At 65.1% G+C, this 21,577-nt stretch carries 17 protein-coding genes; all 17 read right to left on the bottom strand.

Annotated features, from left to right (window positions below):
* Positions 1–68: 68 nt before the first annotated feature.
* The 17 genes from AC1U7O_RS07125 to AC1U7O_RS07045 all read right to left on the bottom strand — a co-directional run bounded on the left by AC1U7O_RS07125 (position 69) and on the right by AC1U7O_RS07045 (position 21,497).
* Positions 69–2,021 carry a cytochrome ubiquinol oxidase subunit I gene (locus tag AC1U7O_RS07125; protein WP_479894023.1) on the bottom strand — a complete coding sequence of 651 codons (1,953 nt, stop codon included), beginning with the start codon at positions 2,019–2,021 and terminating at the stop codon, positions 69–71.
* Positions 2,022–2,335: 314 nt separating this feature from the next.
* On the bottom strand, positions 2,336–2,461 hold the full coding sequence (locus AC1U7O_RS07120; protein ID WP_479894022.1) for a hypothetical protein: 126 nt from the start codon (positions 2,459–2,461) through the stop codon (positions 2,336–2,338).
* Positions 2,462–2,695: 234 nt separating this feature from the next.
* Positions 2,696–3,586, bottom strand: a complete 891-nt coding sequence (locus AC1U7O_RS07115) for a formylglycine-generating enzyme family protein (RefSeq protein WP_479894021.1) — start codon at positions 3,584–3,586, stop codon at positions 2,696–2,698.
* Positions 3,587–3,636: 50 nt separating this feature from the next.
* Positions 3,637–4,563, bottom strand: a complete 927-nt coding sequence (locus AC1U7O_RS07110; protein ID WP_479894020.1) for a formylglycine-generating enzyme family protein — start codon at positions 4,561–4,563, stop codon at positions 3,637–3,639.
* Positions 4,564–4,614: 51 nt separating this feature from the next.
* Entirely contained in the window at positions 4,615–4,971 is a 357-nt protein-coding gene (locus AC1U7O_RS07105; RefSeq protein ID WP_479894019.1) for a hypothetical protein, read from the bottom strand.
* Between the two features lie 26 nt (positions 4,972–4,997).
* On the bottom strand, positions 4,998–5,648 hold the full coding sequence (locus AC1U7O_RS07100; protein ID WP_479894018.1) for a DUF3047 domain-containing protein: 651 nt from the start codon (positions 5,646–5,648) through the stop codon (positions 4,998–5,000).
* A complete protein-coding gene (locus AC1U7O_RS07095; protein WP_479894017.1) occupies positions 5,645–7,543 on the bottom strand; it encodes a cytochrome ubiquinol oxidase subunit I in 1,899 nt (632 codons plus the stop codon). Before AC1U7O_RS07095 ends, AC1U7O_RS07100 begins: the two co-directional genes overlap by 4 nt.
* Positions 7,544–7,545: 2 nt before the next feature.
* Entirely contained in the window at positions 7,546–8,628 is a 1,083-nt protein-coding gene (locus AC1U7O_RS07090; protein WP_479894016.1) for a hypothetical protein, read from the bottom strand.
* 76 nt (positions 8,629–8,704) lie between these two features.
* Positions 8,705–9,169, bottom strand: a complete 465-nt coding sequence (locus AC1U7O_RS07085) for a PCP reductase family protein (protein ID WP_479894015.1) — start codon at positions 9,167–9,169, stop codon at positions 8,705–8,707.
* Between the two features lie 33 nt (positions 9,170–9,202).
* Positions 9,203–9,919: a DUF420 domain-containing protein gene (locus AC1U7O_RS07080; RefSeq protein WP_479894014.1), complete on the bottom strand. Its 717-nt coding sequence runs from the start codon at positions 9,917–9,919 to the stop codon at positions 9,203–9,205.
* A gap of 66 nt (positions 9,920–9,985) precedes the next feature.
* A complete protein-coding gene (locus tag AC1U7O_RS07075; protein ID WP_479894013.1) occupies positions 9,986–10,978 on the bottom strand; it encodes a methyltransferase in 993 nt (330 codons plus the stop codon).
* A gap of 191 nt (positions 10,979–11,169) precedes the next feature.
* Positions 11,170–11,967: a carboxypeptidase-like regulatory domain-containing protein gene (locus tag AC1U7O_RS07070; protein ID WP_479894012.1), complete on the bottom strand. Its 798-nt coding sequence runs from the start codon at positions 11,965–11,967 to the stop codon at positions 11,170–11,172.
* A 234-nt stretch (positions 11,968–12,201) separates the two neighbouring features.
* Entirely contained in the window at positions 12,202–13,599 is a 1,398-nt protein-coding gene (locus AC1U7O_RS07065; RefSeq protein WP_479894011.1) for a HEAT repeat domain-containing protein, read from the bottom strand.
* Between the two features lie 23 nt (positions 13,600–13,622).
* Entirely contained in the window at positions 13,623–14,591 is a 969-nt protein-coding gene (locus AC1U7O_RS07060; protein ID WP_479894010.1) for a carboxypeptidase-like regulatory domain-containing protein, read from the bottom strand.
* Positions 14,592–14,607: 16 nt separating this feature from the next.
* The gene (locus tag AC1U7O_RS07055; RefSeq protein WP_479894009.1) at positions 14,608–15,510 is read right to left on the bottom strand and encodes a carboxypeptidase-like regulatory domain-containing protein; all 903 of its coding nucleotides are present in this window, start codon (positions 15,508–15,510) and stop codon (positions 14,608–14,610) included.
* Between the two features lie 134 nt (positions 15,511–15,644).
* Positions 15,645–20,501: a multicopper oxidase domain-containing protein gene (locus tag AC1U7O_RS07050; protein WP_479894008.1), complete on the bottom strand. Its 4,857-nt coding sequence runs from the start codon at positions 20,499–20,501 to the stop codon at positions 15,645–15,647.
* Between the two features lie 165 nt (positions 20,502–20,666).
* Positions 20,667–21,497, bottom strand: a complete 831-nt coding sequence (locus AC1U7O_RS07045; RefSeq protein ID WP_479894007.1) for a hypothetical protein — start codon at positions 21,495–21,497, stop codon at positions 20,667–20,669.
* Positions 21,498–21,577: the final 80 nt, after the last annotated feature.

Below are 21,577 nucleotides of genomic sequence, written 5' to 3'. Positions count from 1 at the left end.
GAGGAGTGCGGGCCATTACCGCCCGCACTCCCCGTTAAGCCTTAACTCCAGGCGAGATGAGGACCAGGTCAATGCCCAACGGCGGGTTCCGGAGCCCTTCCCGGGACGGGAATCTTGGCCTCCACCGGCACCTTCTTGACACCAAGCGTGCCCAGCCAGAAGACGAACATGATGCTGATCCAGAAGAACAGTACGTTGAACGAAATCATGTTGGCGGCAAATCCCACTGTGTGGGTATACGCCCACGGAGAGTTGTCCCGCATAACTTCGTTCACATGCCAAAACAGACGAACGGAAGAGCGGATATAGCCCATCAAGCCCATCATCCACGTGAACGCCGTTGCGAGCATGATGAGCGCATACTGCGAGCGGGCAGAGATCTTTCCCCACTCAATCGGCCCGATCTCCTTCGCGCCCTTCAGCATAACCAGGTTCAGGGCGGTCATGAAGAAGAGGCAGGAGAGGGTCGTCGCCACCTGCGGCACCGACAATCCCACGCGCACGTTGGCCGGGATGTAATATCCGTAGATGGCCAGCCAGATGATGTTCACGTAGGCGAAGAAGAAGAACACCCCCATGAAGATGTTGCCGAACTTCGCCCACGAGACGTTGGGAACTCGGTTCCCGCGCTGATACCAGATGAAGCTCAACACGGTGGTGGTGATGATCACGTTGATCCCGCCGTTCTTGGCGGACATGACTCCGTAGTTCCCGAGCACAGGGTGCTGCTGACCACCCATGGCCTTCAGCTCGGCGGGAGTCATCACCATGGTGTGCGGAGTGATGAACACGAGGAAGCCGCAGACGAGCACGAACACAAAATACTTAATCCACCGCTGGAAGCGCTCCGCGCCCCGCATCCGACCGAGGGCCTGCCAGAGGTAGTAGTTCGTGCTCAGGAACAGGATACCGATCATCGTGGCTTGAATGATGAACAGCCACGCCAGCAACCCGCCCATCAGCGTGATGCCCATCTGCTGGCGATATGCGTAGACCTCCCGCATAAGCCAGTACCCGGCGAAGGGGAGGGGAATTAAAAAGGCCACCCCAATCGCCATGGCGATGTAGCCCATCCAATCATAGTGCGCCCGCTCTTCGTCGGTTTTGGCCGAGAGGAAGCGATACGCCGCATAAGCCGCGACCACGCCCCCCCCGAAGGCCATGTTCCCGAGAATCCGGTGCACGTTGAGCGGATTCCAGAGGGCGGTATGGATCACGTGCCAGATGTTTCCGAGGTAGCGTCCCTGCTCATCCACCCCGGCAGGAGACATCATGAACCCGATCCACGAGTTAGCCAGAAACATGAGGACGGTGCCGATCACGTTCAGGATCACCGACATGCTCAAGTGGATCCACTTGAGGAACCCCTCCTTCATCTTGTCCCAACCGTAGTAGTAGATGTAGAGGGTTCCGCTCTCCGCCACGAACATCAGCGCGTAGATATGCATGACGGGACGGAAGATGCTGGAGAGGTACCCGAAGAACGCTGGATAGAGCGTCAGGAAGGTGAAGATCAAGATACCACCCAGGATAGCCGTCAAGGAGTAGGCGGTCAAACTGATCTTGACGAAATCGTACGCCAACTGATCGTACTTCTTCGCCATGGCCCGATCCTTCGTGACGACCCCCATGAACTCGATGATCATGCAAAAGATCGGCACCGCCAGCACGAAGCTTCCGTAGTAGAGGTGCTGCTGATTGGCGAACCAGAGAAGGACGCGGCTCTCAAAGTTGTAACGGGGATAGTCCTTAGGGCTATCGGTGGTCTTGGGGGCAGGCGCGCCGGAGACGATACCCTCGGTCTTATAGTAGACATCACGGGCCTTCTCGACTTTTTTCTCCTTGCCCTCCTCCGCCGCGCCCTCCTTCTTGGCGACGTCGGGAGGTGGTCCGCCGGCAGCGGGCGCTCCACCACCGCTGGCCAGCGCGGGCACCGCCACTAGGATCGGCAACAGCAGAAGACCGACCATCGCAGTCAAGGCCACGACCGCCAGCGTCTTCTTCCTGGTTACACTACGCATGGCTCCCTCCCTTAAGACAGACACGAGATAGTGCCAGAAATCCACGAGCTAGAGTCAACCCGTCCGCTCGACGCGCCGACATCAGGCCCATATTACTTCCTAAACAGGTACCAATAGTCCAGCCCCTGCATATCCATAAGGAAATGATCGATCAGAGTGAAGTACGTGACCGCGACGACAACGGAAATGATGATCGCGATGACCGGGTTGTTGAGTGCACTCATTGCTCAGATCTCCCTGCTTCCACGAGTCCGATGACGCTGTTGGCGAACCCCCACCCTCCCCCGAAGAGCCCTCTCCCTATCGATGGACGATCAGCAAGGACATTGGATGCCGGCAAACCAGTAAAAGAACCAGAGGCCCACCGCGCAGGTGATATAGAAAATCATCTTGCCGATCTTGATTTTGAGCTCGCTGTCCGGTACCGTCGCTTCAGCCATGGTTCTACTCCTCGGTATACGGGATGAGTCCTAGGATCGGTGATCCGCGGTCCTTGCTTGACAGACCTCTAACTCTATGTTAATCGGTTCTTCCCGTTCTGAGAGGTGATGGGGACGCAAGATGAGCAACAACTCAAAAGTGTTCGACATTATAGTTTTGGCGGGTATGGTTGTCAACATAATTTTGGCGGTCTTCCTTATCCTTTACTACTTTGATTTTCTGTGACTTTCCCTCTATCCATCCCTGCTTGAACGAGGCTCCTCGGACTCGGATTTGGCACAACGAAACCCGATGGTTTCATCCCGGAAATCCGGCACCATTTTGCTCCTGCTTGTGATCCGGACATCGGCACCTGTGCTCGTGTAGCCCCCACCCCGCAATACCTTGTATACACCGTGGTCTGGCCCCCTGGGGTTTCGAACGTCCAGTTCACGGTAGACGTCCTCGCCATACCAATCGGCTACCCATTCCATGACGTTACCGGCTCCATCGGCTACGCCGAAAGGACTGACGTCCATCCTAAAGAACCCCGCCGGGGCTGTTGAATCGAATCCATCCCGCGTCGAGCCCCAATTAGCCGCCAATGGCTGGAAGGTATTCCCCCACGGCCACAGACGTCCGTCGACCCCGCGCATGGCCTTCTCCCACTCCGCTTCAGTCGGAAGACGAGCACCGCGCCAGCGGCAGTAGGCCTCCGCATCGTCCCAGGACACATAGACAATCGGCTGGTTGACGCCGCGCATCTTCCCGAGGTTCTTCGCATATCTGGACGGTGGACCCGGCTTGCGGTGGCCGGTCGCGGCAACGAAGAGTTGATAGCGGTGATTGGTGACCTCATAGCGGTCGATCCAGAAGGCGTCCAAATACGCCGTGCGCTGCGGTTTTTCATCATAGCCGCCGACGTTTGTCCCCTGAATGAAAGGCCCGGCCGGGATCAGGACCATCTCATCGGGTAGCGGAGCGTCGTTGCCCGAGAGTGACTCGGGCTCGACCGGTGCAGCCGGTGCCTGGAGCAGAGGATCCTCCGGCGGAGGTGTCGTGCCGCGGAGGATTCCCAGGACGGGCAGACTGGTGAGGAAGAGGACGGTGAGCAACAGAGCGATCTTGAATCTGGTTTCCAGCATGGAACGAACAGGATGCGATGATCGCCCTTCCAGCCAGAACCGATCGCCGACTACGGGGTGCGCGCGCGCGTCTGGCCTTTGTCGGACTCCTCCGGGTCTTTGGCGCAGCGAATGCCGATCGTGCTGTCGGTACGCCACATCTTGGCCTGGAACCGCTTTGATATCCTGGCGTTGTGCGGCGTTTCGCGCCAGGATCCCCCACGAATAACCTTGTGCTGGCCTTCCTCGGGACCACGCGGGTCCCGGAAGGGAGCCTTCGAGTAATAGCGCTCATCGTAGCTGTCGGCGACCCACTCGGCCACGTTGCCGACCATATCGTAAATTCCGTAGAGGCTTCGCCCCGATTCGAACGATCCCGGCGGCGCCAGATACTGCACCCCATCCTCATCACCCTCGACGTTGGCGTTGCCACGTCCGAACTCATCGCCCCAGGGATAGCGTCGCCGTCCTTCCCCCCGCGCCGCCTTCTCCCACTCGGCTTCGGTGGGAAGGCGCTTGCCCGCCCACTTGCAATAGGCCGCGGCATCGGCCCACGACATGCCGATGGCGGGCAGCTCGGGCTTGAGGATTTTCGACTGGTCGTCCTCGAAGACGGGAATGAAGGGCTTGCCGCGCTTGGTCATCTTGACGAACCGATCATACTCGGCCTGCGTGACTTCCTTCAGGTCCATGTAATAGGTGGAGAGGTACACCTGGTGCTCCGGAGCCTCGTCAGGGTCGCCCTCGCTGCTACCCATGATGAAGGGGCCCTCCGGGATTTCCACCATCTCCCGTCCGTCATCGCCGGTGATGGTCCGGTACATGGAGTAGTCCCGCGGGGCGGCCACGGCCACGGGTGCGCTGACGGTCTCGATCGTCGCGACGATCTCGCGTTGCTTTTTGGCCTTGTAGGATTCGTAGACGAGCCCCGCGATCATCAGAATGAAGGACAGGAAAACGAACGTGATCGCTCCAAACAACACAGCGCGGTTTTCCATCAACACCTCGACTGTCCGGAGCCAGCAAGGCTCCTCGGCCTCGGAAAAGAATCAGGACGGCGGCGGCCCCTCGGCAGCCTTGGCGCGCTGTCGCTCCGCCCAAAGGTCCAACAACGACGAGAGCTGTACACCCAGGAATCCGCCCATCGCCGCCCCAGCACCAGCCCCGACCCAAACCTTTTCAAAGCCGACCAGCGCCCACGCCAGCCCGCCGCCCAGCAACGCGCCGACGAGAATGCTGACGAGAAACCGTCTCCCGCCGAGCGCGCCCACGACCGTGCCGAGCACAATCCCGGCCCCCAGGGACACCGGCAACGCGCCGCCACCCATCAGCAGGCCGATCATGGCGCCGACCGCGCCCATGACCGCGGCGCCCAAGACCATGTCCAAGACCATCTTCGCCGGCATCCGCGGGCTACGACCTCCTTACCGCACTAGGGCGTCGATGCGACGAGCGGACCAAAGTCCACTTCGACGCCGGGCCCGGCCAACAATGAAATGCCCCACGACTCGCGGGCCGGCTCGTGGCCATGGATCCGCTTGAAGTCTTCGTAGACATTCACCCGCTCCTCCACCCACTCTCCGGCCGGTTTGACGCCACTCTGCACGACGATCTCGGTCCCGCTGAACATGCCGCCCTCCACGACCGAGCCGACCGGCCGCGTGGCGCTCCAGGTGTACTTGGTGAAGACCGGAATGAAATAGAGATCCGTATCCAGCGAGACATACACCACCGCGATCGGGTCGGTTCCGGCCGGTGCCGACAGAAGACGCCAGCGCCAGGTCAGCACCGGCAGCGCCTTCGGGTCCCAGGCAATACGCTTGTAGACACGCTGATCGGCCTGCCTGGCCGACAGGAAGGCGAGGTGGCCCTCGGTCCGGATCGTGTAGGTCTCGCGTCCCCTGCTGTTGTTCTGAGTCTTCCACCCCCGGGGAAAACCATCCGGCTCCCTCGCGGTGAAGTCTTCGATCACGAGGGAGCCGCCGGCCGCGGCCCATTCGCCGACGGAGCCGCCCCAGACCAACAGCGCCGCCGCTAGGCATAGGGCCCGCCACACCGCGCTCAATCGTCCACGGCGCGTCATGAGGGCTGCACCTCCTGCGGCGGAGGCGGTACCAAGGCCCCCTCGGTCGGGGACAGCGCCCCGGTCACCGGCACCGTCCGGCCCTCCCGGCTGCTTAGCCAGAAGAGGAAGAGCACGGCCAGCCAGAACACGACCATGTTGAACGTGACCATCTTCGCCGCAAACTCCAGGGTCGGCGTGTAGGCCCAAGGAGACTGGTCCGGCATGATCTCGTTGACGTGCCACGAGAGCCGCCCCGACGATCGGATATAGCCCATCAACCCCATCACCCAGGAGAAGGTCGCCGCCAGTCCGAACAACGCCACCATGCCCCGCACCGAGATCTTGCCCCACCGGACGGGGCCGTGGACGACGGCCCCTCGCAGCATTGCCCGATTGATCAGCAGTCCGACCACGAGCACCGTCGCGGTGGTGGCCGCCTGCGGAGCAGAGAGTCCGACCCGGACGTAGGAAGGCAGGTAGAATCCGTAGACCGCCAACCAGACGATGTTCACAATGCCGACGCCGAACAGCACGCCCAACACCGCATTCCCGGCCGGCGCCCAGGACACCGTGAGAGTCCGATTTGCCCGTCGGTAGTAGATGAAGCTCAGACCCGTCAGGCAGATCATCACGTTGATCGCCCCGTTCTTCGCGGACATCACCCCGTAGTTGCCGATGACCGGATGCTGGGCCCCGCCCATCGCCTTGACCTCGGTCGGCGACATGATGATCGTGTGCGGAGTCAGCCAGACCACCAGGCACATGGTCAGCGCCGCGACGAGATACTTCAAGTACTGCTGGTACCGGTCGCCGCCTTGCAGTCGCCCCATGCTCTGCCAGAGGTAGTAATTAATCCCCAGGAACAGCACGCCGACGAGCAGAGCCTGGACGACGAAGAGCCAGGTCAGCAACCCTCCCATCATCGTCACGCCCATACTCTGCCGGAAGGCGTAGACCGAGCGCATCAGCCAGTAGCCCGCGAAGGGCATAGGCAGGAGCGCGCAGACCGTGACGATGAGGAAGACGTACCCCACCCAGTCGTAGTAGGCCCGGTCCTCGTCCGACTTGCTGGTCAGGAATCGGTAGGCGGCATAGGCCAGCACTACCGCCCCGCCCGACATCAGGTCGGCCAGGAACCGGTGTACGTTGAGCGGGTTCCAGAGGGCCGAATGGAGCAGGTGCCAGGCATTGCCCAGGTATCGGCCCTGGTCGTCCACACCCGCCGGCGCCATCATGAACGCCGCCCAGGCATTGGCGAGCAGCAGGAGCACGCCGCCGAACCCATTCGCCACGACGCCGAGCGCGGCGTGAGCCCACTTGAGCGCCGGGGTCTGCATCCGCTCCCAGGTATAGTAGTAGGCGATCAGGCAGAGCGACTCTCCCACGAATACCAGGGCATAGGCCGGCATCATGGACTTGAAGGTCCCGCCCATGTAGCTCATAAAGCTGGGGTAGAGCAGGATGAAGACGCCCAGCATCACGCTGCCCACCACCGCCGTCACGGACAGGGCCAGGAGGGTCACTCGCAGGAAGTCCTGGGCCAGCCGGTCGTACCGCTCGGCGGCGGCGGGGTTTCGCGCGAACAGCCCGAGCAGTTCGATGATGACGCAGAAGATGGGGAGGGCTAGGACGAAGCCGCCGAAATAGGTGTGCTGCTGGGTGACGAACCAGAGAAACACCCGGTTGTCGAGCGAGCCGTACCGGGGGTAGACGAGCCTCTCCGGAGCCGGAGCAGAGGGCCCGATCGGCATGCCGGGCGTCTTGTAGTAGACATCCCGCGAGGCCTCGGCGACGCTCGGTCCGCTGGCCTGATCCGAAGACGCGAGCGCGGCGGGGCTCCAGAGGACCGCGCAGGCGAGCAGGACCACGGCCCCGCCCCGCCACCAACTCCCGACTCCTCCACCTCTCGACACGCTCAACTCCTCCGCCCCCTTCCGCCAGCCATGACCTCGCCCTCCGCCATGGCGGCCCTTCCGGGGGCCCCGTTTCCCGGAGACCGCGACAGAATCCCCAGCACGAACGGACAGCGCAGCAGGGATTCCGGCACGGTCTGTTCGATGCGATTTTCGACGAGTCGGCGATGTCCTAGAAAACGACCGTAGAGGGCCATGATGCCGCCGACCAGCACCGCGGCGAGCGCCTGCGGGGCCGGCGCCCCGTCCCCGGTCCGCAGGAGAAACACCCCCGCCCCCGACAGCGCCAGGTCATAGGTCGCGGCGAAGGCCAGGCCCGGCCACCACCAGAACCGGAACAGCTCACCCCACCCGGCAACGGCCGCAGCGGCCCGCCATCCGCCGGGCCGCCCATCGGCAAGATAGGCAGCCAGCGTCACCGACCCCGCCGCCAGGGTCACCACGATGAGCTGCCCCAGGTCGGTACGCCCGACCTCCACGACACGGGCGGCGAGAGCGGCGAGCAACACGAGGCCTCCGCCCACCACCGTCAGACGGAGCGACGGTCCCGGCTGCTCGCGGAGCAGCGCCCGAAACGCCGCCCCGTCGGGAAAGGTCAGCACCCGCTCGCCCCCCCGCTGCAGCCGCCGGACATGTCCGATCTCGAAGGCATCGCGCGCCACCGAGGTCGCGGCGATGATCACCGCCATCATGGCCGGTCCGTCCGGATGCGCCAGGAAATCATAGCGCACCACGATCTTCAGCAGAGCCAGCACCATCAAGGCGAGCTGCACGCCGTACACGAAACCGACCCAGCCAACGACCCAGCCGAGCCGCCGGGCCCCGTCCTCGCGACACAAGTCCGGCCAGGCGCCCCCGCGCCCGTAGCGATAGCACACCAGGGCGGTCGCAGCGGAAAGGGCCCCGCTGACCGCCAGGAGGACATAGGGATCGGACAGCGGAAGGAGCCAGTGCGCCAGACGGTACAAGGCGAAGGCCGCCAGGCCGGGCAACAGCATCACCACCCGCTTGCGCCGGCGGACCTCGTCCTGCGTCACCGCAAGCGCCAGACGCGGCAGCACCCGCAGGGTCAGGCGATGCAGCATGGCTCCTCAACCGAGGCGCACACACCGTGCTGACGCAGCCCGCGTCGCTCACGAGCGCCATGGGCTCGGTCAGCCGTCACGCCTCATCGCTCCTGACGAACATCCCGAAATAGCGCGCCTTGACCTCTTCCATCAACGCCACGGTCACGCGCGATTCACCGCGTTCGGCCGCCGTGCGCTCCAACTCGATCCGGGCCATGGCCCGCACAGGCCCCGGCACCCGCGCCAACCGGTGCTCGGCCTCCGGCTCCCAATCCACGACGAGCCCCCCACGCCTGGCCTCCTCAAGGAGAGCGTAGGTTACGACGCGCCGGCCGGTCGCCCGCGCATGGTCCTCGGCCTGTTCTCGCACGAGGACCGCCAGGTAGGGAGGCATCCGCTCCAGTCGGTGCGCCGCCTCGTCGCTCCACATCAGCCGGTCCACCAGCGCCGCGACCTCCGTCGGCCGCCCCTCGGCGGCGATCCGGAGTCCGCAGCTCCGGCACTCCAGCCGCACCAGCCAGTCGGTCCCATCCTCTTCGGCGACCCCTTCCGTGTGCATCCATCGGTCGCAGCGGCCACAGACCAGCACGGCTCACCCGATCTTGCCCGGATAGAGAATGTAGAGCAGGGTGTAGGTGAGGCTGCCCGTCAAAAACAGAATGCCATAGATCACCATCGTGAATCGGCCGAGCACACGATGGCGACGCTCCCCGTTGGGCCAGAGGCGCTGGATGACGAATTCCACGGCGAACACGACCGCGACCAGGAGCACGAGACCGAGGTAGACCGCCAGTTTGCGCGCGGAGAACCCCGACACGGCGGCGCGCGCCAGGAACAAGAGCAGCACGGCGCCCGTGAGCCCGCCCAGGATCAGCCCCATGCGCTTGGCCGGCGTCTGCAGCACGGCATCCCGCAGCGTCCGCCGGCCGTCCGTCACGAGTTGGGCCCGGTAGCCGAGCACGATCATATAGATCGCCATGACGAGACCGACGATGACGAGCAGGATATGAACGGTGAGGAGGGGGATGAAGAGGTTGTCATACAGCTCCTGCGAGCCGCCGAACCCCGCCTTGCCCTCGAACGCCAGCACACCGAGCTGCCGGAAGAGATAATAGCTCGTAAAGAAGGCGAGCATCGCGACCATCCCGCTCAGCATCAGCCAGTGATGGCCGTCGGCCTTCCGCCGCTTCGCCTGCCACCACCCGATCAGAAAGAGCGCGGTGAACAGGGTCGCCATCGCCTGGCTCAGGTCGGCCCCGATGGTCGCATGCGTCCCGAAAAACCCCGGTTGCTTCAGCCAATCCGCCATCTCACCGCCAACTCCCGTCGTGAGTGATCCGTGTTGAGTGTTCGGTCTCGCGGCAACCCAACACTCCTAACTCGTCACTGAGCACTTCCTGCCTTCCACCACCGCCGAGGGCTCCAGCTCGGCCACCGCGTCGAACCCGGCCCGCCTCATCCAGTCGGACGCCTCGGCGACCGTATAGCAACGCCCGCGCTCGGTGTTGACCAGGATGTGCAGCGCGAAGGCCGTCACCCAGGCTGGACCGGTCCTCGATTCGTCGAGGAAGCGGTCCTTGATGACCAGCCGTCCGCCGGGGCGCAGATGCGCGTGGACCCGGGCGACCAGCGCGGCATTCTCCTCCGGTCCCTGATAATGGAGGACATCGGACATGAGCGCGGCGTCATAGGGGCCGCCCAGCGGATCCCGGTTGAAATCGCCTCCCTTGAGCGCGATCCGCGCCTCCATCCCCGCCTCCTTCACCGTCCGCTCGGTGAACGAGAGGATCTGGGGGAGATCGAAGACGGTGGCCCGCAGGCTGGGGTACACGGAGCAGAAGGCGATCGCGTTCGTCCCCGCGCCGCCGCCCAGGTCCAGCAGCTCGCTCACCCCCTCCAGCTTGAGGCGCTTCGCCAGCCCGGGTCCGCTCTGCTGCCCGATGCGGTTCAGCACGGCCAGCACGTTGGCACCCAGCTCGGGATCGGTCTCGAAGACGTGCCGATTCGCCGGCGAGCGGCCGCTCCTGACCGCCTCCTCCAGACGACCCCAGTTGTTCCACTCCGCGTCGTGGAGCAGAAGCAGGTGTCCGACGTACTGCGGCGCGTCCCGCACCAGATGGGTCCCCGCGACGGCCGTGTTGGCGTAGCGGTCGTCCTGTTTGGTCAGCAGACGCATGGCCACGAGCGCATTCAGGAGCAACGCGAGCGTCCGCTCATGCGCGCCGAGTCGGTCGGCCAGCTCTGCGGCGGTCCGCGCCCGGCCGGCGAGAGCCGAGAACAGGTCCAGCTTCACCGCCGTGAGGAGGATCTTGGTTTCCCAGTAGTAGCCGAGCGCAAAGATCTCGGCGAGCGAGATGTCTCGTGGCACGGGCCCCTCGACGGACGCGGCCGCCGCAGCGGTGCGGAGGAAGTGCCATCTTACCCGGGTCGGAAACGGAAAGGCAACTGCGGGCGGCGCGGGAGCGAGGCCGTAAACGCAGCGGGGGGCGGCGACCGTCGCCGGTCGCCGCCCCCCGCCGGTGTCGGCGGAGCATCGGCTCCGCCATGCCCATCGTCCTCCTACTTCTTCTTCACCTCGAACTTGGCTTCCACCGTCGCCCCGTCCTTCACCTCGACCTCGGCCTCGACCTGGCCCGCGAACGGATGCCACGCCAGGATCTTGTGCTTTCCGGCGGGGACGTTCTCGATCTTGAACGTGCCGTCCGCGCCCGCGACGGCGAAGTAGGGATTCCACACGGGCAGGAAGAAGGACTGCATGAACTCATGCTGGTCGCACTGCAGCCGGTAGGTCGAACCGGTCTTCTCCTGTCCGCCCTTGAACTTCACCGGCTTGTCCAGCTTGTCGCCCTTCTTGGCGAGACCGATGTTGAAGTCGGTCGAGGAGCTGGATCCCTTCACGAAGAAGGAGTGCGGGTTGTGCAGCACGCCCTGCGTGGACTTCGGATCCTCCGGATCGGCATCGTGATTCTCGACGCGGAAAGACTTCTGCGCCACGACCACGCCGGTGAAGGGCTTGAATTCGCAAAACTCGGCCACGACATCCGTGCCAGCGAAGCCGTCCACGAAGGCCTTGTCCTCGACGTCCCGAACCGACACCACCGCCCCCTGCAGCCCACCGTCCTTGCCCACCACAATGGTCGGCATCATCCGCTTGTCGCCCTGCACCAACTCCTTGTTGGGGTTCTTGGGACAAAACTTGGGGTTCGGGAACTTGGAGAAGAGGAACTCCTTGGCCTCGGACTTTCCGCTGTACGTCACCTTGCCCGTGACGGTACCGCCGGCGAAGGAGGTGAACGGCAGCGCGAGGAACGCCGCCGTCACCGCTGCGAACATGGCGAAATAGATACCCTTCTTCATAACGCCTGCCTCCTTATGAGAGTGAACGGTGAACCAGAACCGCTGTTGCGAGCGCTGGCTGGCGACCCCTGAGTCTTGACGACGACTGCGCACAGGTGAGACCACTTACCTCAACCACCGGCCGGCTGGAGAGACTCGACTGTGCTGGGGGGTATCCTCGTAGTTTTGAACCCGTTCCTTATACGACTCCCGCACTCCGGTGTCAAGCGAAAAAATCGGCCTGCTGCAAATATCCTATTGTGTTTTCAAGGTCTTCGGCGGCGGTGTCGAGGGGCGGAGCACCCGCCCGACGGCCCCGGCCGCGGTAGCCCGCACCGCCTCGTCCGAATCGAGGAGGGCCGCCTTCAGCGCGGGGAGCACGGTCTGCCCCTCCAGGTGTCCCATCGCACGCAGCGCGGCGATCCGCGGACGCGGGATGGCATCCTTCGCGAGCAGCCGCAGCAGCTCGCTCGCACCCGCGACGTCCTCCGCCCGACACCTGGTCAACGCCCGAGCGGCCGCCGCCCTGATGCCCGGGTCCTGGTTCTGCGCGAGCTCCCGCAGCGTCGGCTCCACCTCCTTCAAGGAACGCCCCCGTTGGAGCAGGGCGGAGGCGACGGCCGCCCGGACCACGGGGTTGCCGTCCGCCAGCGCCCGCGTGAGCCCGGCGTCGGCCTCGGCCGTCTTGAGGTCTCCGAGGCTGATCGCGGTCGAAGCCCGCACCGCCGGGATGGGATCGTTCAAGAGACGAAGGACGGCCGGCACCGCCTCGGGCAATCCCAGATCGCCCAGCGCCGCCACAGCCGCCCAACGGACCGAGGGCTGGGGGTCGGCGAGCGCCTGCTCGAGCAGGGGCAAGGCGCGCCGGTCATGCAGATCGCCGAGCATCCGGAGCGCTGCGCTCCGCTCCTCCGGGTTGGCGGCCGAAACGGACGCCTGCACCCGAGCCCACCCTTGGTCTTGACCCAGCAAGACGAGGGCCCCGGCCGCCGCCACGCGCACGGTCGGCTGCTCGTCCTTCAAGGCCCGCTCGACGAGCGGCACGGCGCCGCGATCCCCGACCTGCCCGAGCACCTTCAGCGCGACGGACCGGACCAACGCCGCCTGGTCCTCGAGCGCCCGTTGGAGGGCGGGAGACCGCCGCCCAGCCGCGAGCTTGCCCAGCCCTTCCACGGCCAGGGCCCGCACCAGAGCCGACCCGTCGGTCAGCCCCTCCTCTAGGTAGGGGACCGTCTCGTCGGATTCCCACTCCTTGAGGGCGGTGTAGGCGGCGCCGCGCATCTGCTCCCGCATGTCCTTGAGCAGCGGGACGATGAATCCGAGAGCCACCTCGCGGAGGAGCGAGGTGTCGTCGCGACCGATTTTCGCTTCGAGCTGGCCATACACTTTCAACGCGTCTTGGGGCTTTCCCAGACGCAGAAGACTGCGGACCTTTACCCGGTAGGCTTCCGGGGGGGCATCGGGACCCTGCACGAGCGCATCGGCGAGGGCCAGCGCACGGTCGAACTCTTTGCGGTCGAAGGCGCGCTGCGCCTCCTGCACCGTCCCCGGCCGCCTGTCCGCTGCAACGGTCGGAGCGGAGAAGGCCACGGCCGCGGCGACCAGGATGGTCAGGAAGAGGGTGCGCGTCAGGAGGGTGAAGAAGCGATGCACGTGATGGGCGTGATCCGGGCGGGCTATTGCTGGAGCTCCACGAGCGGGACGATGTTCAGCGGTCGTCCGAGGGCCCCAGGGCCGAACCGGGGATTGTCCATGACCTGGAGGCCGGAGCGGCGGCCGCCGGGAGCCCGCAGGGCGAGCGTCACCTCGATGCGCCCGTCCGGCTCGACCGTCACCCATCGCTCCACCTCGGGCCCTGCCTGCGGATGCCAGACCACGAGCCGGTAGGTGCCCGGCGGCACATCGGTGATCGTAAACCCGCCCGCGCCGTCGGTGATCGCGTAGTAGGGGCTGGCGATGGCCAAGGCCCAGCTCTCCATGTACGGATGGAAGCCGCATTGCATCAGGAACACGCGGCGCCCTTTGCTGAGATAGATGGGGCCCAGGAGAGACTTGCCCGGTTGGTGCTCGTGGGTCGCGTGCAGATCCCCGCGCTTATGATGGACATTCATGGGCAGGGGCTGGTTGAACAGCACGCGGGCCCCCAGTATCGCGGAGGTCTCGTACGCCTGGATGTCGTGCATCACCGGATCCATGTTGACCACCTCGACCGCATGCCCGTCCCGCACGACCGTCATGAAGGGAAGGAACTTGCAATCGCGCGCCTCCACGTGCGGGACCGACACGTCGAAGGCCTTGCCGGAGGCGATGCCCTCCAACATCACCACGGCGTCCTTAAGCCCGCCCTGCCGGCCGACCACGAAATCATAGAGCAAGCGCCACCCCCCGCCGTTCGAGATCCGCCCGCAGTATTCGGGATCGGGATAGACGACGAGGTTGTAGCCCTTGGGCTTGGGCACGGGCCCCTCCAGGCTGATCCGGCCCGACACGGTGCCGCCGTGCTCCACGGCGATCACATCGTAGGCGGCGACCGTCCCTCCCAGCCCCATCGCCAGGCCGAAGGCCGCCACGATCATCCGGGCGGCCCGACCCCACGGGGCGTGCGGCCCGGCAAAATCGGGGTTCCGGTCCGTCCTCGCGTTCACCGCGTCCTCTCCACGTTCACGGTGTCTGCAGCTCCAGCGTCGCCCGGACCTCCAGCGGCCGGCCGAGCGCTTCCAGCCCGAAATGGGGATTCTCGACGACTTCGTGGGCGCTCCGCCGCCCCCTCGGCGCCTTGAAGGTGAAGTCGGCGCGCGCGTGGTCCTTGGGCGCCACGGTCACCCGCTGCTCCGCCATCGGCCCGGCCTGGGGATGCCAGGCCATCAGACGGTATTCCCCCGGAGGCACGTCGGTCAGCACGTAGCTTCCGTCAGGCCCCGTCACCGCATAGTAGGGGTTGTCCACGGCTAGCCCCCAGCTTTCCATGTAGGCATGGAAGCCGCACTGCATCACGAAGATCCGGCGGTCTTTCGTCATATGGATCGTTTCCTTCATCGGGGTGCCGGCCAGATGCTCGTGCGAATCGGAGCCGACCAGCCGCTTGTGGTGGGGATTCATCGGGAGGGGCGTGTTGAACAGGACCCGCGGCCCCAGGTGGGACGTCTCGTAGGCCTGGATATCGTGCATCACCGGATCCATGTTCACCACGACCACTTCGTCCTTATCCCGCACGACGGTGACGAAGGGCAGGAACCGACAGTCGCGCGCCTCGATCGTCGTGGGCGTGAACTTGAAAGGCTTGCCCTTCTCCACGTCCACCAACATCACCACGACATCCTGCAGCCCGCCGTCCGGGGCCACCCGAAATTCCTCGAGTAGCCGCCATCCCGTCCCCGTCGAAATCCTTCCGCAGTAGACCGGATCGGGAAAGGTGACCAGGTTGAACCCTTTCGGGGTGGGTTTGCCTCCGGTGAGCACGACCTTGCCCGTCACCGTCCCCCCGTCCGGGACCGAGATTTCCTCATACGCCAGGGCCGGCACTGCCAGCAACAGCGCCGACGCCATCACCGCGATCACCCGCATTCAGTTCCCCTCTCGACTCGGCAGGGCCTCCCCAGTCGAAGAGAGCGCCACAGCCTAGCACAATCGTCAGAAAAAAAAAGAGGGGGAGCCGCCGGCGGCTCCCCCTCCCTCCTTACAGAGCCCCAGAGCCGGCGTTACTTCGCGGCGACCGGGTGAACATGGCCCGGCTCGACCTCCGCCTTCTTCGTCCCCGGCGTGACGCCGGAGAGCGGAAGCAGCCGCTGGTCGCCAGCCGGCAGCACCCGCAGGTAGCCCCACTGCCCCGACTGGGAGTAGGGCAACCGCTGGTTGCTCCACACGTAGTCGCCGGCCAGCCGGTAGGGTCCGCCGGCCGATGGGATGAAGCTGTCGATCACCTCGGAGCCGGAGAACTCCACTACGCTGATGTGATCGGCTCCCCGCATGTAGGGCTCGATCGGCCACTCGTGCTTCTCGACGCTGAACATGCCGTTCTGCTCGTTGTTCGCGCCGAGCACGTGGATCCGCACCGGGTCGCCCGCGTGCGCCTCGATGATCGGCGTCACGGGGTCCTCGGGCTTGTCCGCCGTGCAGGGCTGGAACATCCTGCCCAGCGAGCAACCCGCCTCCTCCCGGTACTTGTAGGGCTCGGACCGGTAGTTCACCCCGGTCAGCCCCGCCACGTTCTGCACGTAGGGCATGAAGCTCGTGCCGATGATATTGTCCTCGTCCTGGAAGAAGAGCGCGACGTCGCGGTAATTCGACCGCAGCTCGTTCCCCGGGATCGTCCGGTCAATGATCACGTCGGCCGCCCACGCGTTCTTGTTCGAGATGTCCTCGCCGGTCTTCGGGTCTCGGTACTTGGAGCCCTTCGGGCCGACGATGACCGCGCCGAACAGGCCGTTGCGCGGGTTCATCATCACGTTGCCCCAGTCCCACACCAGCGAGGTGATCTCGCCGTTGGCCGGGTCGGCGTAGTAGGTGTACGTCCGGCTCTCGCCGGGCGCGATCGTCTGATCGCCGGGGTTGTTCCCGACGTTCGCCCCCAGCGAATCCTTGGGGTCGAACGCGAGCGAGATGGCCGAGAACGACGCCCGGCTGTCTTTCATCTTGTTCTTCAGGTTGACCTTGATGCAGTCGCCCACGTTCACCCGCAGGGTCAGCGGCATCGGCTGGTAGCCGCCCTGGGCGACCTTGGACACCTCCTCCTCCAGCATGTAGATCTTCGCGTCGGGATTCTTCGTCAGAATCTTCCGCTCGAAGTCCACCTCGATCTCGTCGGGCGCCTTCGGGTTGAACTTCATGGTCGGGTAGTCCACCGCGACCACGTTGAAGGTCTTCACCGGAGCATCCGCCGGACAAACCGGTAGGGCCTGCGGAATCTCGTTCCGGCCCGTGTACCCGGCCGGGAGCTTCTGCAGGTCCGGCTGCTCCTTATCGTAGACGCGCAGGATGCCCCAGGCGCCCTCGGAGAACTTGGAAGAGCGCCCGTTGAAATGGATGTAGTCCCCCGCCTGGAGCCGCGGCCCGCCGGCCTGCGGCACGACGAGGTCATAGCGCTCCGCGATGCCGATGTGGATCGAGTTCTTCCGGTTCGCGTCCCCGGCATAACGTTCGGTCAGGAACGTGTGCCCGGACACCGTCCACGTCATTGTCTCGTTCATCAGCGTGTGCAGCAGCCGGAAGACCATCGTGTCCCCGACGTACGCCCGCAGGAGCGGCGTATAGGGGTCCCCGTGAATCTGGCTGTTGAAGATCTGCGAGGGCTCCGGGTTCGTGGCCAGCCGCTGGGCGATCGGCCCGGCCCGGAAGTTCAGGCCGCTGCCCGTGGTGTGCGTACCGCCGTTCAAGAAGGGCATCGGCGTCATGTAGATCTTCTCGGGCATCATGAACGACACGGTCTTGCCGGCCTCGAGCGCCACCTCCACCGGCTGCCCCGGCGGGTTGCCGGCCGTCACGATGTTCACCGTATGCGGCACCGTGTCGTGCACCTGCACCATCAACTCGCGGAAGCTGCCGTTGACGTTGTAGCCGACCGGCTCGACCGTCCGGATGTCCGCCACGGGGCCGCTCCGGATCTCCTTGCCGGTCGTGGGATCATGGTAGGTGGACCCGACCGGCTCGGCAATGAAGGTACCGAACCCGCCGTGCGGCCAAGTCGTCGCCCCGAATGCGTGGTCGTGCCAGAACACCGTCCCCACATCCGCATCCACCCAGAACCGCTGCCGCACGAACTCCACCGTCACGATATCGTTCGCCGGATGATCGTTCTTGAGCGGCTTGGTGAGCTCGATCGTATTGCCCTTGATCGCTTTGATCCGGGCGACCTCGTTCCCCTTGACGTTGTCGGCGCCCACCAGGATCAGGATGTTCGGGTGATACTGCGCCGCATTCCTGACCGTGAGGCTCTTGGCGCCCTTCTTGGCCGCGGCCGTCAGCGCCGTGTTCATCGGCGCCGGCAGCCCCTTCTTGTTCTTCTTCTCCAACATCGTGAAGGGCCGCACCGACTGCTCGTACGAGAAGCCGGTGATCACCCCGTCCGACGCCTGGTTGTCGAATTGCAGGAAGTGCCAGTGGGTGTTGATCTTGGACGACTGGAAGTTCGTGTAGTCGTCGTCCTCCCACTCGCTCGTCAGGGTCCAGTCCACACAGTCGTAGATGTTCCCACGGACGACGAGGGGGTACTTGAGGTCGTCGTTCTTGCGGATCGCCTCTTCTTCCTCATGCAGCACGTAGATCAGGCCGTTGGGGTCCACCACCGGGGGCTCCTTCCCCTGGGCCTTGGCGATCTTGATCGGCAGCTTGATGAAGTGGACGTTGTAATTCTTCCGCCCGGCGTTCTCGGGGCAGAGGCTCCAGACGCCGTTTTCGCCCGGTTGAGCCTGATCGAGGCTCTCCTCGCCGTCCGCGTCGCGACGGATCATCTCCAGCCACGGCGCGCCGACATGGTTCGGGGAGAACATCACCCGCTTGCCGAAGTGCGGCGTCAGGTGCGGCCAGGCCACCTTCCCGGTCGTCGGCTCGAACTGGATCGGGTGCCGTTGCCCCGGATGGGTGGACTTGTACTTCGGGTTGTCGATCGTGCTTTCTTTTTCGCTCATCGCCCGATTGCCGTCCCAGACCCAATCGAGCACCGTCGCGTCGTAGGATTTGATCTGCCCGACCTCGTCGTCCTTATGCCCGGGCTTGCCCCGGGTCGGAAGCTGCATCTCGACCCAGTCCTTGATGGTGACCACCGCCGGGTTCGACTTCCAGTTGCTCTTGCCCTTGTCCACGATCTTGAAGGTCTTCCCGAACCAGTCCACCGTCTTGCCGACGAGCTGGTCGGACGTCACGCCCGTCTTCATCCGGCCCTTGCGGTCCGGTAGTTCGCGGAGCTCGGGCATCGTGTCCAACTTGGACGCCCCGACCTGCATCGTGTTGTAGACCCGCCAGTAGCCCCACATGCCCGCCACGTAGTGGTGCGCGACGTGGCAGTGGAACAGGAAGTCGCCCGCCAACTGCTGGCAGAGGCCGGAGCCGCACTCGGTCTCCAGGTCCAGCGCCTCGGACGGCCCGATCACTTCCACGTCCACGCGGTCCGTCTTGTGGCGGATCACCGGATACTTCACCGGGCCGTTCTTGGCCGTGAACCAGAGGTTCATGTCGTCAATGGCGCGCGGGCTCCGCGGCCAACGGATGGTGCCGCCGTGCGGATGGTGCGAGTGGAACACCTCGGAGCCGCCATGCACGAGCCGGAACTTCGCCGGATCGCCCAGGTAGGAGCGGGGGATCGTCGGGGCCGCGTCTCCGAAGGTGTAGGAGCTGTAGCCCATCGACTCGTCCTCGAAGCCGAAGTACTCGTGCTGGACGTGCATGTTGTTGATGCCGAACGGCTCGCTGCGGTAGTTGATCGCGCGGCCGCCCGGCCGGTAGGCGTCGGTCAACGGGTCGCGCTGGGGCAGGAAGTCGCCCTTCTTGTTGACCGGCCGGAACGCCTCGTCGCCGACCTCATGGTAGATGAGCACGAACTCGCGGAAGTCCGGACCGGAACCGTTCTTGATGATGGTCTGCCAGCCGCTGCGCTGTGGGGTGGGGTCGCCCGTGCCGAGAGGTTCCAGGTACTCGGACCCCTTGGGTTCGACGACGAACGTGCCGAACAGGCCCATGACGGTCAGCTCGCGGTCGTTGCTGTAGCTGTGGAACTGACGGCCGCCTTCCTGCGTGTTCGGATGAATGTACCACTCCATCTCGACGGACTTGTCCTTCGCCACGATCGTGTCCGGATTGGTCGTCGTCGCCGCCTTGCCCGTGGCGCTGACCACCATGCTCGAGCCGTGGATGTGGAGGCTGACGTCCTCACCGCCCTCCAACTTGTTCCGCAGCGTGATCTTCACGCAGTCGCCCTGATTGCCGCGGATCACGAGGGGCTGGATCATCTGCGCCTGCACGCCGGGAAGGACCGCGCCGGGGTCGTAGCCTTCCTTCTCGCGCGCGGCCTTGTTCTTCGCCTCCTCCTCCCGGATCTTGTCGATGTCCTCCGTCAGCGCGTACATGTAGCCGGGATAGAAGTCCAGCCATTGGTTGAGCGTGATCTCCACGTTGATGGCGGAGATGTCATAGTGCCGAAGCGGCGCGCTGGCCGGACAGCGCCCGGCCTGTCCCGCCACGGGCTCCACCCGCGGATCGGACATCAGGAGCAGGTCCTGCCCGCCCGCGCCGTACTGGTGCATCATGGACATGCCGTTGTACATGCCCGTGTTCACCGGTTGCGCCTGCGGATCGCGCGACATCTGTTCCATGATGCGTTGGTGCTGGAGCTCGACCTGAGCCGCCCGGTCAGGTCGGCCCGAGATCGTGTCCTCGACGACGGTCTGCCCCTTGAGCTTCTGGGCCCAGTCGGACACCGGCGAGGACATCGCGACATGCTGGGTGTGGCCGGCGGGCGACTCGGCAAAGGCGCCGAGCGGCGCGAGCGACAGGACTCCAGCGGCTGCGAAGCCGAGAAGCCCGGACAAGGTAGGGAACACGGACGATGGACTGGGGTAATGCATGGACCGGCCTCCTTGCAAAATAACCCTGATGAAACGGACCTGATGCTATGGATCGCGAAGAACTCGGCGGGGGTGGATCACCCTCCTGAATAACGTGGCGTGTTTAGACGGCGGATGGAGAAACAGCTCTCATGAAACCCGATGACAGCCCTCCTGCACGATGGGCTAAGATACGTCGGAGCTCGGGGCGATGTCAACCCTTCTTTGATCAATCCGTGGCCGTCCCTCGGCCGCCGCACCCGTCGCGAATTTTTCGCACGCCGCGACGGGATGCGACGGTGGAGCGATCGTCGCGTGCCCCACCGTCTGCCGGGATCGTCGGGGGGAGCCGCCCCACAGATTCAAGGCAGCGAGGGCCAGTCCCCCCACCACGAGCGAGGCCGCCGTGCCCTGCACCGACGCGGCGCGCCGCCTCTGCCCCTCTCCCGCCTCGTGGGCCACGCGCTCCATCAGGCGGTCGAGCGCGAGGCTGACCTGGATCAGTTTGGGGCCCGCATTGTCGGCCGCGTGGAGCTCCGCACGGTGACGCAACTCCCCCGCCTCATGGAGGGACCCGGCCGCCCAGACCCGCCGCATCAGTCGGATCGCCTCGTCGGCCGCCGCGAAGTAGGCGTCCAGGCTCGTCCGCAGTGCCCGCACCTCCTCGGACGCGGCAATCCCGTCCCGATCGGCTCCCTGGGACTTACCGACGAGGTGATCCGCCGCGCTTTCGATCCGCGCCCGCTGCGCCGGGAGCGGGGCCGTCAGCCGCGCAAAGGCCTCTTCCGTCGGCGCTTCCAGCCCCCGGATGACCGTGGTCCGATAGCGCATGACGTCCGCCGAGATGTGCACGATCTCCGCGGCGGCCAGCGTGGACTCGATGTAGCGGTGCGGCAGGTCCTCGTCGACCTGGTCCAACACCATGGCGCTGGTCACGCCGAGCGCCACCACGCACAGACTGACCAGGACCTGCACCCTGGACGGCCATGCCCATCGCCGAATGCCTGATCCGTCCATCGCCCCGCTCCGCACTGTTGCTCCCAAAAGACGGGGGCAGGAGCGCATCGGCACTCCTGCCCCCGTACGCGCCGTCATCC

This window comes from Candidatus Nitrospira neuquenensis, from assembly GCF_979578155.1.
This window is presented reverse-complemented; position numbering and strand designations above follow the sequence as displayed.

Bases quoted from the DNA above. Each gene is read 5' to 3' on its own strand.
- AC1U7O_RS07085 (WP_479894015.1), bottom strand. From the start codon at position 9,169: ATGCACACGGAAGGGGTCGCCGAAGAGGATGGGACCGACTGGCTGGTG.
- AC1U7O_RS07100 (WP_479894018.1), bottom strand. From the start codon at position 5,648: ATGACGCGCCGTGGACGATTGAGCGCGGTGTGGCGGGCCCTATGCCTA.
- AC1U7O_RS07055 (WP_479894009.1), bottom strand. From the start codon at position 15,510: ATGCGGGTGATCGCGGTGATGGCGTCGGCGCTGTTGCTGGCAGTGCCG.
- AC1U7O_RS07105 (WP_479894019.1), bottom strand. From the start codon at position 4,971: ATGCCGGCGAAGATGGTCTTGGACATGGTCTTGGGCGCCGCGGTCATG.
- AC1U7O_RS07045 (WP_479894007.1), bottom strand. From the start codon at position 21,497: ATGGACGGATCAGGCATTCGGCGATGGGCATGGCCGTCCAGGGTGCAG.
- AC1U7O_RS07120 (WP_479894022.1), bottom strand. From the start codon at position 2,461: ATGGCTGAAGCGACGGTACCGGACAGCGAGCTCAAAATCAAGATCGGC.
- AC1U7O_RS07110 (WP_479894020.1), bottom strand. From the start codon at position 4,563: ATGGAAAACCGCGCTGTGTTGTTTGGAGCGATCACGTTCGTTTTCCTG.
- AC1U7O_RS07080 (WP_479894014.1), bottom strand. From the start codon at position 9,919: ATGGCGGATTGGCTGAAGCAACCGGGGTTTTTCGGGACGCATGCGACC.
- AC1U7O_RS07090 (WP_479894016.1), bottom strand. From the start codon at position 8,628: ATGCTGCATCGCCTGACCCTGCGGGTGCTGCCGCGTCTGGCGCTTGCG.
- AC1U7O_RS07115 (WP_479894021.1), bottom strand. From the start codon at position 3,586: ATGCTGGAAACCAGATTCAAGATCGCTCTGTTGCTCACCGTCCTCTTC.
- AC1U7O_RS07125 (WP_479894023.1), bottom strand. From the start codon at position 2,021: ATGCGTAGTGTAACCAGGAAGAAGACGCTGGCGGTCGTGGCCTTGACT.
- AC1U7O_RS07070 (WP_479894012.1), bottom strand. From the start codon at position 11,967: ATGAAGAAGGGTATCTATTTCGCCATGTTCGCAGCGGTGACGGCGGCG.
- AC1U7O_RS07050 (WP_479894008.1), bottom strand. From the start codon at position 20,501: ATGCATTACCCCAGTCCATCGTCCGTGTTCCCTACCTTGTCCGGGCTT.